At 66.4% G+C, this 15984-nt stretch carries 17 protein-coding genes; 14 read left to right on the top strand and 3 right to left on the bottom strand.

Features of this window, described 5'->3' with window-relative positions; all coding sequences use genetic code 11:
* Nucleotides 1-177: 177 nt before the first annotated feature.
* The 12 genes from N2K98_RS03655 to N2K98_RS03600 all read left to right on the top strand — a co-directional run bounded on the left by N2K98_RS03655 (nt 178) and on the right by N2K98_RS03600 (nt 12066).
* Nucleotides 178-1287, top strand: a complete 1110-nt coding sequence (locus N2K98_RS03655; RefSeq protein WP_255866055.1) for a DUF475 domain-containing protein — start codon at nt 178-180, stop codon at nt 1285-1287.
* Nucleotides 1288-1299: 12 nt separating this feature from the next.
* Nucleotides 1300-1890, top strand: a complete 591-nt coding sequence (locus N2K98_RS03650; protein ID WP_227923335.1) for a TerD family protein — start codon at nt 1300-1302, stop codon at nt 1888-1890.
* 28 nt (nt 1891-1918) lie between these two features.
* Nucleotides 1919-2500: a TerD family protein gene (locus N2K98_RS03645; RefSeq protein ID WP_255766833.1), complete on the top strand. Its 582-nt coding sequence runs from the start codon at nt 1919-1921 to the stop codon at nt 2498-2500.
* Nucleotides 2501-2528: 28 nt separating this feature from the next.
* A complete protein-coding gene (locus N2K98_RS03640) occupies nt 2529-3110 on the top strand; it encodes a TerD family protein (RefSeq protein ID WP_227923331.1) in 582 nt (193 codons plus the stop codon).
* Between the two features lie 91 nt (nt 3111-3201).
* Entirely contained in the window at nt 3202-4395 is a 1194-nt protein-coding gene (locus N2K98_RS03635; protein ID WP_255798385.1) for a toxic anion resistance protein, read from the top strand.
* 38 nt (nt 4396-4433) lie between these two features.
* Nucleotides 4434-4952: a hypothetical protein gene (locus N2K98_RS03630; RefSeq protein ID WP_255798384.1), complete on the top strand. Its 519-nt coding sequence runs from the start codon at nt 4434-4436 to the stop codon at nt 4950-4952.
* Nucleotides 4952-5503, top strand: coding sequence for a TerD family protein (locus tag N2K98_RS03625; RefSeq protein WP_255766830.1), 552 nt, complete (start codon nt 4952-4954; stop codon nt 5501-5503). Before N2K98_RS03630 ends, N2K98_RS03625 begins: the two co-directional genes overlap by 1 nt.
* Before the next feature lie 3 nt (nt 5504-5506).
* Complete coding sequence (locus tag N2K98_RS03620; RefSeq protein ID WP_255866053.1) at nt 5507-6418, top strand: hypothetical protein; 912 nt, start codon at nt 5507-5509, stop codon at nt 6416-6418.
* A 5-nt stretch (nt 6419-6423) separates the two neighbouring features.
* A complete protein-coding gene (locus N2K98_RS03615; protein ID WP_255866052.1) occupies nt 6424-7614 on the top strand; it encodes an HpcH/HpaI aldolase/citrate lyase family protein in 1191 nt (396 codons plus the stop codon).
* The gene (locus N2K98_RS03610; RefSeq protein ID WP_255866051.1) at nt 7611-10325 is read left to right on the top strand and encodes a phosphoribosyltransferase domain-containing protein; all 2715 of its coding nucleotides are present in this window, start codon (nt 7611-7613) and stop codon (nt 10323-10325) included. Before N2K98_RS03615 ends, N2K98_RS03610 begins: the two co-directional genes overlap by 4 nt.
* 5 nt (nt 10326-10330) lie before the next feature.
* Nucleotides 10331-11128, top strand: a complete 798-nt coding sequence (locus N2K98_RS03605; protein WP_255866142.1) for an HAD family hydrolase — start codon at nt 10331-10333, stop codon at nt 11126-11128.
* Nucleotides 11129-11277: 149 nt separating this feature from the next.
* The gene (locus tag N2K98_RS03600; protein WP_255866050.1) at nt 11278-12066 is read left to right on the top strand and encodes a hypothetical protein; all 789 of its coding nucleotides are present in this window, start codon (nt 11278-11280) and stop codon (nt 12064-12066) included.
* Nucleotides 12067-12113: 47 nt separating this feature from the next.
* Here N2K98_RS03600 and N2K98_RS03595 read toward each other — a convergent pair whose 3' ends face one another.
* Nucleotides 12114-12524, bottom strand: a complete 411-nt coding sequence (locus tag N2K98_RS03595; RefSeq protein ID WP_255866049.1) for a hypothetical protein — start codon at nt 12522-12524, stop codon at nt 12114-12116.
* A 67-nt stretch (nt 12525-12591) separates the two neighbouring features.
* Nucleotides 12592-13191, bottom strand: a complete 600-nt coding sequence (locus N2K98_RS03590; RefSeq protein WP_255866048.1) for a hypothetical protein — start codon at nt 13189-13191, stop codon at nt 12592-12594.
* A 126-nt stretch (nt 13192-13317) separates the two neighbouring features.
* Between N2K98_RS03590 and N2K98_RS03585 the strand changes: the two genes are divergently transcribed.
* The gene (locus N2K98_RS03585) at nt 13318-13446 is read left to right on the top strand and encodes a hypothetical protein (protein WP_255798378.1); all 129 of its coding nucleotides are present in this window, start codon (nt 13318-13320) and stop codon (nt 13444-13446) included.
* 8 nt (nt 13447-13454) lie between these two features.
* On the opposite strand, the gene N2K98_RS03580 is transcribed toward N2K98_RS03585, so the two are convergent.
* The gene (locus N2K98_RS03580; RefSeq protein WP_255866047.1) at nt 13455-14639 is read right to left on the bottom strand and encodes a thiolase family protein; all 1185 of its coding nucleotides are present in this window, start codon (nt 14637-14639) and stop codon (nt 13455-13457) included.
* Between the two features lie 108 nt (nt 14640-14747).
* Here N2K98_RS03580 and N2K98_RS03575 point away from each other — a divergent pair, with 108 nt between their 5' ends.
* Nucleotides 14748-15980 carry an acyl-CoA dehydrogenase family protein gene (locus tag N2K98_RS03575; RefSeq protein ID WP_255866046.1) on the top strand — a complete coding sequence of 411 codons (1233 nt, stop codon included), beginning with the start codon at nt 14748-14750 and terminating at the stop codon, nt 15978-15980.
* The last annotated feature ends 4 nt before the right edge of the window (nt 15981-15984 follow it).

The following is a 15984-nucleotide window of genomic DNA, read 5'->3' as shown; positions in this document are numbered from 1 at the left end:
CCTGCACTCCCCCGGCTCTACCCTCTCCGCGAACGTCACCGCCGGTAGTTGCCCGCGGTGTCCGGGGTGCGACATACTGAAGCCTAATTCGATTTTGGATGAAGCCATCCTCTACCTAGTTTTTGCCCTTCCCGCCCCCACCGGCTGCGCGCAGGAACTGAAGGAGCTGCAAGCAGAGTGTTTTTCAAAACTTTCGGTTGGTCGTTTGTGATCACGGCCGCCGCGCTGGTAACGGCGTTCTTCTACGGCGGGGTAGAGGCACTTATCCTCTGCGCCATCCTGGGCGTCCTCGAAATCAGCCTTAGCTTCGACAACGCCGTGGTCAACGCGCGCATCCTCGAAAAAATGAGCCCCTTCTGGCAGAAGATGTTCCTCACCGTGGGCATCCTGATCGCCGTCGTCGGCATGCGCATCGTCTTCCCGCTCGTCATTGTCGGCGTCACCGCCAGCATCAACCCGATCGAAGCCCTGCAGCTGGCCCTCGAGAAGGGCGACCCGGACGAGCCCGGCAGCTACGGCTACCTCCTGCATGAAGCCCACCCGCAGATCGCCGCCTTCGGTGGCCTGTTCCTGCTGATGATCTTCCTGGACTTCATGTTCGAAGACCGTGACATCCGGTGGCTGCGCTGGCTGGAAACCCCGTTCGCCAAGGTCGGCAAGGTCAACGGCGCCTCCCTGATCGTAGGCCTCGGTGCCCTGCTGGCCGCCGGCGCCCTCTCGGATCCCTCGCACACCACGGACGTCTTCGTCGCCGGCGCCGCCGGCCTGATCACCTACCTGCTGGTCACCGGCCTGGGTGACATGTTCGACGTCGACGGCGACGACGACTTCGATGCCGACGACGTCGAGGCACGTGCCCCGAAGTCCGGCAACGGGGCACTGGTGAAGGCCACCGGCAAGGCCGCCTTCATGCTCTTCCTCTACCTGGAAGTCATCGACGCGTCCTTCTCCTTCGACGGTGTCATCGGCGCCTTCGCGATCACCTCGGACCCCATCATCATTGCCCTGGGCCTTGGCCTCATCGGTGCGATCTTCGTCCGTTCCCTGACCGTCTTCCTCGTGAAGCAGGGCACCCTGGATGAGTTCGTCTACCTGGACCACGGTGCCCACTGGGCCATCGGCGCCCTGGCAGCCATCCTGCTGCTCACCATCGAAATCGAGATCAACGAGGTCATCACCGGCCTCATCGGCGTGGTCTTCATCCTCGCGTCGCTGACCTCCTCGATTGTGCGCAACAAGCGCGCAGCGAAGTCCGGCGCAGCCAAAGAATCTGTCTACACAAACTAACGAGGGAGAATCATGGGCCTGAGCCTGGAAAAAGGTCAGTCGCTGTCACTGACGAAGAAGGACGGCGGAGCGCTGAGCAAGACCCGCCTGGGACTGGGCTGGGATTCCGCAGCCCCGGTCAAGCGCGGTCTGTTCGGCGGCAAGAAGACCGCGGAAGTGGACCTCGATGCCTCGGCCATCTTCTTCGACGCCAACGGCAACGCTGTTGACCAGGTCTGGTACGGCCAGCTCGCCAGCAAGGACGGCTCCACCAAGCACACCGGCGACAACCTCACCGGCGCCGGCGAGGGCGACGACGAGGTCATCCTGGTGAACCTGGCAGCAGTCTCCCCCGCTGTGCAGAACATTGTGTTCGTGATCTCCAGCTACAGCCGGCAGACCTTCGACCAGGTGCAGAACGCCTTCTGCCGCCTGATCGACGATTCCACGCCCGGCAGCCCGGAAATCGCCCGCTACCAGCTGACCGATGCCGGCACCCACACGGCCATGGTTATGGCCAAGGTTGGCCGCGAAGGCTCCGGCTGGAGCTTCAAGGCCATCGGCGAACGCGCCCAGGGCCGCACCGTGATGGACCTGATCCCCACCGCAGCCCGCTCGCTCTAACCACCCGCCCGTCCGTAAGGAGCGCACCTTGTCCGGCCTGACACTTTCCAAAGGAAGCAACCTTTCCCTCACTAAGGCTGACCCGGGCCTGGAACGGGCCCTGATCGGCCTGGGCTGGGATCCGCGCACCACCAGCGGAGATCCGTTCGACCTGGACGCCTCCGCACTGCTGCTCGGAGCCGACGGCAAGGTGCGCTCCCAGGACGACTTCATTTTCTACAACCAGCTGTCCGCCAAGGACGGCTCGGTGGTCCACCAGGGCGATAACCGCACCGGCCAGGGCGACGGCGACGACGAGCAGATCCTGATTGACCTCAGCATCCTGACCGACGACGTCGACCGCGTGGTCATTGTGGTCTCCATCGACCAGGCCGAAGCGCGGCACCAGAACTTCGGGCAGGTGCGCGATGCGTACTGCCGGGTGGTCAACCAGGACACCGACGCAGAAGTTGTCCGCTACGACCTCAGCGAGGACGCCGCAGCGGAAACCTGCATGATTTTCGCCGAGATCTACCGCAACCGCGGAGAGTGGAAGTTCCGCGCCATCGGCCAGGGCTACGCGTCCGGGCTGTACGGGGTTGCCACCGACTTCGGCATCGCCCTCGACTAATCCCCACGTCTACAAGGAGCTGAACAGCATGGCAGGACTGACCCTCACCAAGGGCAACAACCTTTCCCTCACCAAAACCGATCCCGGACTCCAGAAGGCCGTAGTCGGCCTCGGCTGGGACCCGCGCACCACCACGGGCGAACCCTTCGACCTGGACGCCTCGGCGCTGATGATCGCAGCCAACGGCAAGGTGCGCTCCTCCGACGACTTCATCTTCTACAACCAGCCCGCAGCCAAGGACGGCTCCGTCACCCACCTGGGCGACAACCGTTCCGGCGCCGGCGAAGGTGACGACGAGCAGATCCTGATCGACCTGACCCAGATGGCCGCCGACGTCGACCGCGTGGTCATCGTCGTTTCCATCGACCAGGCCGAAGCCCGGAACCAGAACTTCGGCCAGGTCCGCGGAGCGTACTGCCGCGTCATCAACCAGGACAACGACAGCGAAATTGTCCGCTTCGACCTCAGCGAGGACGCCGCTCCGGAGACCTCCATGATCTTCGCCGAGGTGTACCGCAACAACGGCGAGTGGAAGTTCAAGGCCGTCGGCCAGGGCTACGCCACCGGTCTGGCCGGCATCGCCACCGACTTCGGTGTGCAGCTCAGCTAGACTCGCATTTCAGTTACACCCTGCGGGGAGTGTTCCGCAGGCCGGGACACTCCCCGCTCCGTATACGCAGCTCACAAGAAAAGGCTGGACCATGACCACACCGTTGACTCCCCCGGACGCCACCGAAGCCGCCCTGGTGCTGAAAGCTCCGGAACCGCCCGCTCCGGTCGCTCCCGAGAGCGCTCCGGGCATGGTTCCGGTGCCGGAGGAACGCCGCGTCGAAATTGCCGCGCAGGCCAAGTCCTTCATGGAGGAAGTCTCCAAGCTGGACGCCCGTAGCCCGGAGTTCACCGCCCAGGTGGATTCCATCAACAAGCTGGCCGGTGCGGAAATGGTGCAGTCCGCCGGATACTCCACCCGCCTGCTGGACCGCTCCTCCACCTCCGTGGCCGGGGCGAAGAAGTCCGGCAATGACGCTCAGAAGAAGGTCGCCGTCACCCTGGGCGATCTGCGCAGCACCGTCGAGGACCTCACGCCGAACCAGGCGAATCTGGGCACCGGACGCAAGATCCTCGGCATCATCCCCGGCGGCAACAAGCTGGCCAAGTACTTCCAGAAGTACGAGTCCGCGCAGGTCCAGCTGGACAAGATCATCAAGGCACTGATGGCCGGCCAGGATGAACTGCTCAAGGACAACGCCTCCCTCGCCGGGGAAAAGGTGGAGCTGTGGAAGACCATGCAGACCCTGAGCGAATACTCCGTGCTCGCCGAGTCTCTGGATGCCGCCTGCGTGGAGAAGGTGGACAAGCTCAAGAACTCCGGGCAGATTGAGCAGGCCAACGCCCTGGAAGCGGACGTGCTCTTCCCCATCCGGCAGCGCCGCCAGGACATCCTCACCCAGCTGGCCGTGTCCGTGCAGGGCTACCTCGCCATGGACCTGATCCGCAAGAACAACGTGGAACTGATCAAGGGCGTGGAGCGGGCGCGCACCACCACCATTTCCGCCCTGCGCACCGCAGTGATCGTGGCCCAGGCCCTGGCCAACCAGAAGATGGTGCTGGACCAGATCGACGCGGTGAACGCCACCACGAACAACATGATCCTGAGCACCAGCGAAATGCTCAAGGACCAGACCGCCCGGATCCACCAGCAGGCCTCCAGCTCCGGCGTGAGCGTGGAAACCCTGCAGAAGGCGTTCGACAACGTGTACCAGACCATGGATGCGATCGACACGTTCCGTTCGGAAGCGGCCCGCAACATGGAAGGGACCGTGAAGTCCCTGGAATCCACCATCACGCAGGCCAAGCCGTACCTCGAGCGCTCCCGCCAGAGCGAGTCCCGCTAAATGCCGGGCAGGACAGCACCGGTGGGTAGGAGCCGGCCATGGCAGTAGGCAGGTTCTTCGGTTCCCTCTTCGGCAACTCGCCGGAGCCGGAACCGCCACCGGCGCTGTCCGCGGCCACGCCGCCGTCGGGCCCCGACGCCGAACACCAGGAGACCGTAAAGTCCCTGGAGAACCTGCGCAGGGCCGTGCGCAGGGCCGGCGCCGCGCTGCCGACCCTGGTGTCCTCCATGGTCCGGCAGATCGATGACATTCTGGCGCCTTTGGTGGAATACGTGGGCAGCCACGGCGCCTCCACCGAGCAGCGCGTGCTGCTCAACGCCATCATTACCAATTACCTCCCTACTCCCCTGCGTGCCTATGTGGCCCTCAGCGACCGGGAGCGGACCGAGAGTTCAGAGGCCACCACATTGCTCGTTGACCAACTCACCATCCTGGAAGGCATTGCCCGGGACCTGGAGAACCAGGTCCGCACCGGTGCCATTGCCGAGCTGTCCACCCACGGGCGGTTCCTCGATGACAAGTTCTCCCCCTCCTCCCTGACCTTCGGGGAGCACTGATGGGAACCCTGGTAGCCGGCGCCAACGCCGCCCTCACCGCCGAAAACCCCGGCCTCAGCTCCGTCCTGGTGGGACTGGGCTGGGACGTGATCCCCAGCCGCGGGCCCGCAGCCGAACTCGTTCCGCTGACCCTGCTGTGCGGCTCCGACGGCCGGGTCCTCTCCGACGAGCACCTGGTCTTCTTCAACCAGATCGCCAGCCCGGAGGGTTCCGTCGTGTTCGAGGGCGACGACGACACCGAGCAGATCGACGTCGACCTGTCCCGGGTGCCGGACGCCGTCTCCAAGATTGTCTTCGCCGTCTACGCCGATCCGGAGATGCGCGGACCCGGCACCTTCGCCGCCGTGCGCAGCGCCTACATCCGGGTGGCACGCCCCAACGGCGGGGAACTGGTCCGCTTCGACCTGCCCTCGGCGAACCGGGACAGCATCACCGCCATGATGTTCGGCGAGCTGTACCGGCACCGCACCGACTGGAAGTTCCGCGCCCTGGGCCAGGGGTACACCACCGGCCTGCGCGGGCTGGCTGCCGACTTCGGATTCGACCTTTAGGCGATGGCCGTCAACCGCTCGTCGGCCGTCCGCACCGACCTTCCCTTCCTGAGCCGCCGGGTCAAGCCGCGCGCTGCGGCTCCGGTTGCACCGCAGGCTGCGCCCGCGCCGCAGGCTGCCCCGGCACCTCGAACGACGCCGGCACCCGCCGCCGCAGCGCCGCGCACTTCAGCCCCCGCCGCCCGGCCGGCCACTCCAGCTCCGGCTCCGGGGTCCCTCTCGCTGTCCCCGCCGCCGCGGCAGCAGCCCGCGCCGTCGGTCTCCCCGTCGCTTTCGCTGGGCCTGTCCCCCAATGCCGAGGCGGCCAGCAGCCGTGCCGCTGCCCCCGCAGCGTCCCGGCCGACGTCGTCCTCCCGCGCTGCTGAACCGGTACGGGCAGAGCCCCTGCACAACAGGCTCTTCCCGGCACCGGGCATGGGCGAGCTGCGCAGCCTGGACCGGCAGAACCCGGTAGTGCGCCTGACCCCGATGGAGTCCGCCGTGGGCAGCCTCGTGGTTGCCGGTACCGTGCGTGCGGTGTGGGAAGGGCCGGGATACAGCACAGGGTCCGTTTCCGCCGGCGAGTTCCGGCCCGAAGACCTGGACGGCGTTATGGTCCAGGCTCCGGGCAACCGGCCGCTGGTCGGCTATGAGGATGACCTCGCGCTGATCCCGCTGCGCCATGTTCGAATGCTGCGCCGGGCACTGTTCTTCCCGAAGCCGAAGCAGCCCATGAGCGTGGGGGTCTACAACGGCAAGTCGGTGACCATCCCGGCGCAGGCCGGCCACCGCAGCTATTACGCACTTTCCGTGATCCGCGTTGACGACGTACTGGAACTGCGGGCCGAGGAACTGCCGTACGGCATGGAGTTCAAAGCGATCTGGGAGGCCTTCGGCTTCACCATGACCACCCGCCTCCCCTACCAGGGGCGGTAAACGCGATGCGCCACTTCTCGTACCTGAGCGAGCCCGAAACTGCCCGCCTGTTCCACCTCGCACCGCAGGAACTGACCCTCGATTCCGACGCCGGACTGCTGGCCAGCGCGCTCGGGGCCACGCTTTACTGCCCCGCGACCCGGCCGGACCTGGTTAAAGACGTCCGCAAGCAGGCCGCCCGCGGAGCCGTCAGCATGGTTATCTGCCTGGAGGATTCGATTGCCGACGCCGAGGTCCCGGCCGCGGAGACCAATCTGGTGGAAGCCCTCGCCGAACTGCACTCCGCCGGCGTCCGGAAGGCCGGCGACGCCGAAGACCTGATGCTCTTCGTCCGCGTCCGCACGCCCGAACAGCTGCTGAGCCTTGCCGAGCGCGGCGGACAGACCCTGGACGTCCTCACCGGGTTCGTGATTCCGAAGTTCGAGAACACCTCCGGCGCCGCCCAGCGCTTCCTCGACGCCCTGCACAGCGTGAACGACGCCCGGTGGGCCGCCGATCCCGGTGCCCGTCCGCTGCGGATCATGCCGATCCTCGAGTCTCCCCTGATGATCCATGCCGAGACCCGCACACATACCCTCGGCGGCATCTTCGAGGTGCTGGAAGCGAACCGGCCGGACATCCTGGCCGTGCGGATCGGCGCTACGGACATGTCCAGCGCCTACGGGCTGCGTCGTTCCCGGGACCTCACCATTTACGACGTCAAGGTGGTCTCCGCGGTGATCGGGGACATCGTCAATATGCTCGGCAGGCCGGGCGGCTTTGTCATCAGCGGACCGGTCTGGGAACACTACAGCTCCGGCGAGCGGCTGCTGCGTCCGATGCTTCGCTCCTCCCCCTTCGCGGAAGCCGACGAGCTGGGCCTGCGCCAACGGCTGCTGACGGCGAACCTGGACGGGCTGATCCGCGAAATCGAACTGGACCAGGCCAACGGACTGCTCGGTAAAACCGTTATCCACCCCTCGCATGTTCCCCTGGTCCACGCTATGTCCGTGATCAGCCACGAGGCGTACCTGGACGCCCTCCACATTTCCGGCGAGGCCGGGGGCGGTGCCGCGGCGTCGCCGTACCGCAACAAAATGAACGAAATGAAACCGCATCAGGCGTGGGCAGCTTCCACCCTCGTCCGGGCCGCCGCCTTCGGCGTTGCAGCCCCCGACATCACCTATGTAGATCTTCTGGAAGCGAGCATGAATTGAAGCACCACCCCTGGACCGGCGGATTTGTGAACGAGGCCCTGGGAGTGCGGATCACCTCTGATCCTGCAGCGCTGCTGCCGGTAGAGGACCTGGTGGGACTGGCCCTGCGCCGCAACCCCCGCCGCGCGCACCTGCTCGTGTCCCGTGTGCTGGCCAAGCATGTGCCCACCGAACCGGCGCTCGTCCTGGCGGCCGGCGAGCTGCTCGGCGCACTGGCTGGAGAGGCGCTCGGCAGCAAGGTGGACGACGCCGTGCTGCGCGGTGTCGCAGCCGAACTGGCGGCGGTGCTCGAGGACGGCGAGAGTGCGGCCGGGTCCAGGCGGGCGAACGACGACGGCGGCCGCCACGCCGCTCCCCGCACACCGCGCGCCCGGCTGCAGTATGCCCGCGAACGGCTCTGGGACCTGCCCGTCTCCCACCCCGAGGTGGTGACCATCGGCTACGCGGAAACCGCCACCGGTCTGGGCCGGCTCGTTGCCGACATGCTCGGCTCGTATTACATCCATTCCACCCGGCATGCCCCGGAGGGTGCAGTGGCGTACGGCGCGTTCGAGGAAGCCCATTCGCACGCCACCTCGCACCGGCTGCTGCCCGTGGATCCGGCCCAGCTGAACAGCCCGGGTCCCGTGGTGCTGGTCGACGACGAGCTGAGCACAGGCGCCACCGTCATCAACACCATCACCGAACTCCATGCCGCCGCACCGCATCCGCTCTACGTGGTGGCTTCCCTGATTGACCTGCGTTCCGACGCCGACCGTGCCCGTTTCGACGAGCTGGCGGACGAGCTGGGCTGCAGCATCCGCGTGGTAGCTCTCGGGACGGGCAGCATCGAACTCGGTGAAGACATCCTGGTCCGGGCCGAGCAACTGATCGGCGGGCTTCCGGATTCCCCTGCCGGGGCCGCCGGTTCCGGTTCCGGTTCGGCTTCCGCCCCTGGCACCGTGACTCTGCTGGAGGACACCGCCCGCAGCCTGCGCAGTGACCGCTTCGGCAACCGTGCCGGCATCTCCTCGGATTACCTCGGCACCCTGCCGGACGCCCTGCCGGGAGCAGTCTCGGCGGAGAGCCTGGCTCTCGTTGCCTCCCGTATCTCCGCCGCGCTGCCCGCTTCGGCGGAATCGGTGCTGGTCCTGGGCTGCGAGGAATTCATCCATGTGCCGCTGACCATCGCCAATGCCGTGGCCGAAGCGCTGCCGGGTGCCTCCGTCCGGTTCTCCACCACCACCCGCTCCCCCATCGTCCCGATCGACCGGCCCGACTACGCCATTGCCAATGCCGTGGACTTCGCCAGCCACGATGTCACCGAGGACGGTCCCGGCCCGCGGCACGCGTACAACGTCGGACCCCGCCGGGCGGCCGACGGGAGCGCAGCGAACACCGGCTTCGACAGCATTGTGCTCCTGCCCGAACCCGGCACCGACCCTGCATCCATCACCGGCCCGGGCAGCGTGACCGAGGCGCTGCGCACGGTGACCGGCGCCGTCGTCGTCGTCCTGCTGCCGGCCGATGTCCCCGCGGACTGGACCGGTTCCGTTGCTGCGGCCGTGCCGCTGACCGGCCCGGAGTTCGGGTCCTACGCGCCCGAGGACGTGACCTGGCTGCTGAAGGACCTGCGCGACGCCCAGCTGGAGGCCCCCACCGCCGAGCGGGAGGCGGCCATCCAGTCCGGCGGGGCGAACTACGCCGAGTCGCTGCCGATGGAGTACCTGCCCTCGGCGCAGTACCAGGACCTGTACGAGGAGGCGCTGCGCCGTTCCGCGCCGCGGGTCGCGTCCGCCGTCGGCACCGTGACCGAGCTGGCGCTGGCCGCCCGGAACCGCGAGCCGGTACTGGTGTCGCTCGCCCGGGCCGGAACGCCGATCGGAATCCTGATGCGCCGGTGGGCGCAGCGGATGCACGGGCTGGACCTGCCGCACTACACCATGAGCATTGTGCGCGGCGTGGGGATGGATGAAACGGCGCTGCGGTACCTGGCCCGGACGTACTCCCCCGAGCGGATCCTGTTCGTGGACGGCTGGACCGGCAAGGGCGCCATCACGCGCGAGCTGACCGCGGCGCTGGATAAGTTCGAAGCCACCGACGGCGTGCGGTTCTCGTCCGAGCTTGCGGTGCTGGCCGATCCCGGCCATTCCGTGGAGTTGTTCGGCACGCGCGAGGATTACCTGATTCCGTCGGCCTGCCTGAACTCGACCGTCTCCGGGCTGGTCTCCCGCACGGTCTTCAACAAGGACCTCATTGCGCCGGACGATTTCCATGGCGCGAAGTTCTACGCCCATCTGGCCGGCGCCGATGTGTCCCGGGATTTCCTGGCCGCGATCGAGCGGCACTTCGACGACGTGCGCCCCGAAACGGAGGCTGCTGCGGCGTCGCTCGCTGCTGCGGACCGGACCCCCACCTGGGTGGGCTGGCAGGCCGTGGAGCGCCTGAGCGAAGAGTACGGCATCCACAACGTGAACCTGGTGAAGCCCGGCGTCGGCGAGACCACCCGCGTGCTGCTGCGCCGGGTGCCGTGGAAGGTGCTGGTGCATCCCGGGGCGCTGGAGGACGTGGCACATGTGCTGCTGCTGGCCGAACAGCGCGGCGTGCCCGTGGAGGAGGTGCCGGACCTGCCGTTCAGCTGTGTGGGCCTGATCCATCCCCGGTTCACCGCCGGCGCCGTGGGCGCGGACGGCCGGGCGGTTGCGGCTGCCGTTCCGGGGGCCGACGCGTGAAGACGATGCTCGCGTCCGATCTGGACCGCACCCTGATCTACTCCGCCAACGCGCTGTTCCTGAACACCGAGGATGCCCTGGCTCCGGCCATGGTGGTGGCCGAAGTCTATGAGGGTAAGCCGCTGTCCTTCATGACCCGTGCCGCGGAGGCGCTGCTGGTCTCCGCTGCCGAGGCGTCCGTGTTCGTCCCGGTGACCACGCGGACCGTGGCGCAGTACCGGCGGATCCAGCTGCCCGGGCCGACGCCGGAGTATGCGGTCACCACCAACGGCGGCGTCATCCTGCACCACGGGGAGCCCGACGCCGACTGGCAGGCCTCCGTGCGCGGCCTCGTCACGTCCGGGTGCGCTCCGCTGGCCGAGATTGAGGCTTACCTGGGCCGTCCTGAGTTCCATGAATGGATTCTGAAGCTTCGTTCTGCTGAGGATCTGTTCGCGTACGCGATTGTGGACCGCGATGCCCTCCCCGGCGAGTTCCTGCTGGCTCTGGAGGACTGGTGCGACGCGCGCGGCTGGACCGTGTCGCTGCAGGGCCGCAAGCTCTACTGCGTGCCGACGCCGGTCACCAAGCAGCAGGCCGTGGCCGAGGTTGCCCGCCGGATCAGTGCGGACCGCATCATCGCGGCCGGGGACTCCCTGCTGGACCGGCCGATGCTGGAGTGCGCCGACGTCGCTTTCCGTCCCGCACACGGCGAACTGGACGACGCCGGCTACTTCGAGCCGCATCTGCAGGTCACCGAGGCCCGCGGCATCCTGGCCGGGGAAGAAATTGTCCGGCGGATGCTGGGGCTGGTGCGGGGCTAGGGCTGGCTGGCCGCGAGGCATTTAGGCTGCCGGAAGGCGTTGGAAAAATCAGGCAGTTATGCCGTTAAGCCTTCGATTGTTATTCCCTTTCAAGGATAGGATCGGCTCCGCAACCTCGCTCTTTGCTGGATTTATGAAAGGTCTCATTCATGTCTCAACAGCCCGGTGCTTTGAAGGGCGGGGTACGCCCGCCCCGTAAGTCTCCCTTTTTGCCGCTCCTCTTTCCCGTCATGGTTCTGGCTGGTGTTGTGTACGTATTCGTCTATGGAAATCAGGAAAAGCTGCCCTCTGATTTCCCTTTGCTTGGGGCTGGGCTGCTCTTTGGTGCCGTACTCATGCTGCTTCCACTCCGGTCGCCGTGGATTTTCCTCACCGTCCTGGTTGGCTCATGCGTATCCTTCTTCATTGTCGGCATGCCCGCGTTTGCATGGAATCTAGGTCTCATTGCCGGCATGCTGACCGGAATTGGCCTGCAGGAGATGCGGATCGAGATGCGCAAGAATGCCCGCACGGGAGAGTGGTTTTTGGGGTATCGAGGATTTAACTCGGTCAGCGAAATCTGGCAGGCCGCAATCACGGAACTCCAGGCCATGGACGGCGGCCGGAAGGCGAAGCACGCGCTGCTGATTGAGCATGGATCTGCGCACCTGCAAATCTCGGGAAGTATCACCACGGGCCTGGTGTGCCACCGCAATCCCGATGTTGACCACCAGGACACCTGGGCCGTACTGATTGTTGATCAGTCATCTTCGGGAGCGGATTCCGGCTTCCAGGTCACCGCCCCGCAGGGGAATAGCGAACCCGTGGTGTTCGTACACGGCCTGAGCACGGCGGAGAAGGCATTGAATGACTTCCTCGCCAATCCCGACGAAATTCCCGGGCCCCCTAACTGGAAAACGGGAATTCCTAAGAGTGCAGTCCCGAAGGTCCGCTGGTAAGTCCTTTCCACTCGCAAGCTGCCGGACGGAGCTGCGGATACACCGGCCTAGAGGTTGAAGCGCGGCGGGGCAGGAACAGGTCCGGTGACGGGCCGGTCGATGCCGATCACCACTGCTGCATAGCTCAGGAATTCCTCCAGCCGCCGGTTGAACGTCTCCGGGACACCGAAGGACGTTCCGCTGCCGATTCGGAAACCGTAGGTGTCGAACGCATGCACCTCGATGGCGGCACCGGTTCCGGATTCGGACGCAGTAAAGGTCAAGGCGACCGGCAAATTCGCGCGGCCTTCAGCGGTCATGTTGCCCCACGTCCGGTACAGCGTGTTTGACCCCATGTGCACCTCCAGCGAGGACTTTTCCCGCCGGACGTCCTCGCCGTGGGACGAGAAGGCCGCGGCCAACGCGTCCAGGACCGCCTGCGGCGGCTGGGCCGAGGTCCACTGTTCCTTCTTTTCCACTATCGGTTTCGTGCTGAACAACCCCATGGCGATACCCCTGTTTGAGACCGGTTTATTTGAGAGTGGTTTATTCGAGAGTGGCGCCGGTGAAGGCCTGCTCGTAGAGAGCCGCTTGCTCGGAACTTAGTGCTCCCGACACCCGTAGGAGCACCGTTCCCTGCAGATAGTGGTACTCCGCATTGAAGGCCGGGCCCTGGCCTATGTGCTGTTGCAGGGCGGACAGGCGGGCCTGGGCTTCTGCTTCGCTGGCGAATACCTCCACGACGGCTCCGCCGACCACGCTGTTCTCAGTCGCCGCAGCACCGGTGTCGGCAATCCACGCAGCGGACGTGTACTTGCCGGGCTGGCCGATAGACCCGGTTGAATCATTGGCTTCCGTCACTTCAATGACGGATGTGATGGTCGGTACGGCTGCCTGCAGACGTTGGGCAACGGTTATGGCGGTCAGGGGATGCGCAGCGTCGTCGGCGGGAGCGGACGTACTGGGGGCGGTCGCCGGCGTGGCCGGGGCCGTCGTCCCGGTGGTGGACGGGGCCGGGGTGGTCTTGGCCGACGCCGATACGCTCGGGGAAGCTGCGGAAACGGGTTGTTTGGCTGCTTCGGATGAGCACCCTGCTAATCCCAGAGAACTGATAAGCAGCAGCCCGGCGACACTTCCCTTGTGCATTCTTCCCCCATATCTACAGACCGATTGTCTGCCACAGCCTATCCCGGAGAAATATGCGACTCTTCCAAGCTGGTTTGGCCGACGGCCAGAATCCAGACCGCCACAGACAGACGGTAGAGTGCTCGCATGACTGAGCAGCATGAGGACCCCCAAGACAACGAGGATAGAGACGAACGCCGGCGTGCAATCGACGCTGCGCTCCACTCCATCCTCACGAAGGATGCCGAGCTGCTCGCGAGGCTCGCTGACGCGTAGGTAGGCGCCTACACCCGTTCCAGCAGCATCGACACACCCTGACCCAGCCCCACGCACATGGTCACCAACCCCTTTGACGCATCCTCGCGTTCCATCCGGTTCAGCATCGTCACCGTAAGCCGGGACCCGGACGACCCCAGCGCATGCCCCAGAGCGATGGCCCCGCCGTCGCGGTTCACGATCGCCTCGTCCAGGTTCAGGGCCCGTATGCACGCCAGCGACTGCGCGGCGAAGGCCTCGTTCAGCTCCACGGCTTCGATGTCGCCGAGCGACCAGCCGGCCCGGTCCAGCACCTTCTGCGTCGCCGGCACCGGGCCGATGCCCATCACGGCCGGCGCCACTCCGGCGGCGGCGCCGTCGACAATCCGGGCGCGGGCGTTCAACCCGAGCCTGCGGACGGCATCGGCGCTGGCGACGACGACGGCGGACGCGCCGTCGTTCAGAGAGCTCGAGTTCCCGGCGGTCACCACGCCGTCGGGCCGGACGATGGGCCGCAGCTTCGCCAGGGCCTCGATGCTGGTTTCCCGGCGCGGACCCTCGTCGGTTTTCACCACGCCCTTCTTCGTTTCCACCGGCACGATCTCGTCTGCGAACCGCCCCTCGTCAATGGCCGCGAGCGCCCGCTGATGCGAGCGCAGCGCGAACGCGTCGGAGTCCTCGCGGGAGATTCCGTCCCGGGCGGCCAGTTCCTCGGCGGTCTCGGGCATGGAGTAGGTGGTGCCGGGCAGGTCGTAGAACCGAGGATTGGTGAACCGGGCACCGATCGCGGAATCGGCCAGCTCCCCCGGCTTCGCGAAGGCCTTCTCCGGTTTCGCCAGCACCCACGGCGCCCGCGACATCGACTCCACTCCCCCGGCCACCACAATGTCCGCGGCACCCGTCTTGATCATCTGCGAGGCGGTGATGATCGCACTGAGCCCGGAGGCGCAGAGCCGGTTCACCGTCATCGCCGGCACGGTGTCGGGGAACCCTGCGAGCAGGGTCGCCATCCGCGCCACGTTCCGGTTGTCCTCGCCGGCCTGGTTCGTGTTGCCCAGCAGTACCTCGTCGACGTCGGCCGGGTTCACCCCTGCGCGGGCCACCGCTTCCCGAAGTACCAAGGCTGCCAGATCGTCGGGGCGGACGCTCGAAAGGGCGCCGCCATAGCGGCCGACGGGAGTGCGGACGCCGGACACCAGGTAAGCCTCAGTCATGCCGGCAATAGTACTGCGCCCGCAATAGTAATGTGACTTGGACAACACGACGCCGATCCCGGCAAGACACCCCGTTCGGGCCGCAGAGCTGCGGCCGCAGGAGGAACCATGAGCACGCCCACGACGCCGTCTACCGCCCCGGCGGCCTCCCCCGCCCCCGCCGCGCCGGACCTCGAAACCCTCCGCACGACGTCGGACGTCCTGGGCCTGGACGGACTCCTCACCGCGGACGAACTCGCCCTCCGCGCGAAAGTCCGGGCCTTCGTGGATGCGCGCATCCGCCCGAACATCAAGGGCTGGTACGAGGACGCGGTGTTCCCGGTGGAGATCGTCCGGGAACTGGGCGATCTCGGCGTGCTCGGCATGCATCTGGAAGGCTACGGCTGCCCCGGCCGCTCCGCCGTCGAATACGGGATCGCCGCGATGGAACTGGAGGCCGGCGACTCGGGCCTGCGCACCTTCGTCTCTGTGCAGGGCTCGCTGGCCATGACCGCGATCCATAAATGGGGCTCCGAGGAGCAGAAGAACCGGTACCTGCCGGGCATGGCCCGCGGGGAACTGATCGGCTGCTTCGGTCTCACCGAACCCACCGCCGGTTCCGACCCGTCGAGCATGAGCACGTTTGCCCGGCACGACGGCGACGGCTGGGTCCTGAACGGCGCCAAGCGGTGGATCGGGCTGGCTTCCATTGCCGACGTCGCCGTGATCTGGGCGCAGACCGACGACGGCGTCCGCGGCTTCCTCGTCCCCACGGACACCCCGGGTTTCTCCGCCGTGCCGATCGAACCGAAGCTGTCCATGCGCGCCTCCATCCAGTGCGATGTGTTCCTGGCGGATGTACGGCTGCCCGACTCGGCACTGCTGCCCGGTGCGAAAGGCCTGCGCGGCCCGTTCTCATGCCTGAACGAGGCCCGCTACGGGATCCTCTGGGGCTCGATGGGCGCGGCCCGGGACAGCTACGAGGAAGCGCTGAAGTATTCGCTGGAACGGCTGCAGTTCGACAAACCGCTCGCCGCCTACCAAATCACCCAGGAGAAACTGGTGAACATGCTGCTGGAGATCCAGAAAGGCGTGCTCCTGGCCATCCACACCGGACGGCTCAAAGATGCCGGCACGCTGGAACCGGTGCAGATTTCCGTGGGCAAGCTGAACAATGTGCGCGAAGCGATCGCGATCTGCCGGGAGGCCCGCGCCATCCTGGGCGGAAACGGCATCACGCTCGACTATTCACCGCTTCGGCACGCCAACAACCTCGAATCGGTGCGGACCTACGAGGGCACCGACGAAGTGCACACCCTGATCCTGGGCCAGCACATCACAGGCATTTCCGCGTTCCGGTAGAGCG

This window comes from Arthrobacter jinronghuae (assembly GCF_025244825.1).
GTDB classification, from domain to species: Bacteria; Actinomycetota; Actinomycetes; order Actinomycetales; family Micrococcaceae; genus Arthrobacter_B; species Arthrobacter_B jinronghuae.
The sequence above is the reverse complement of the archived record's forward strand: the minus strand, read 5'-3'. Positions and strand labels throughout refer to the sequence as shown.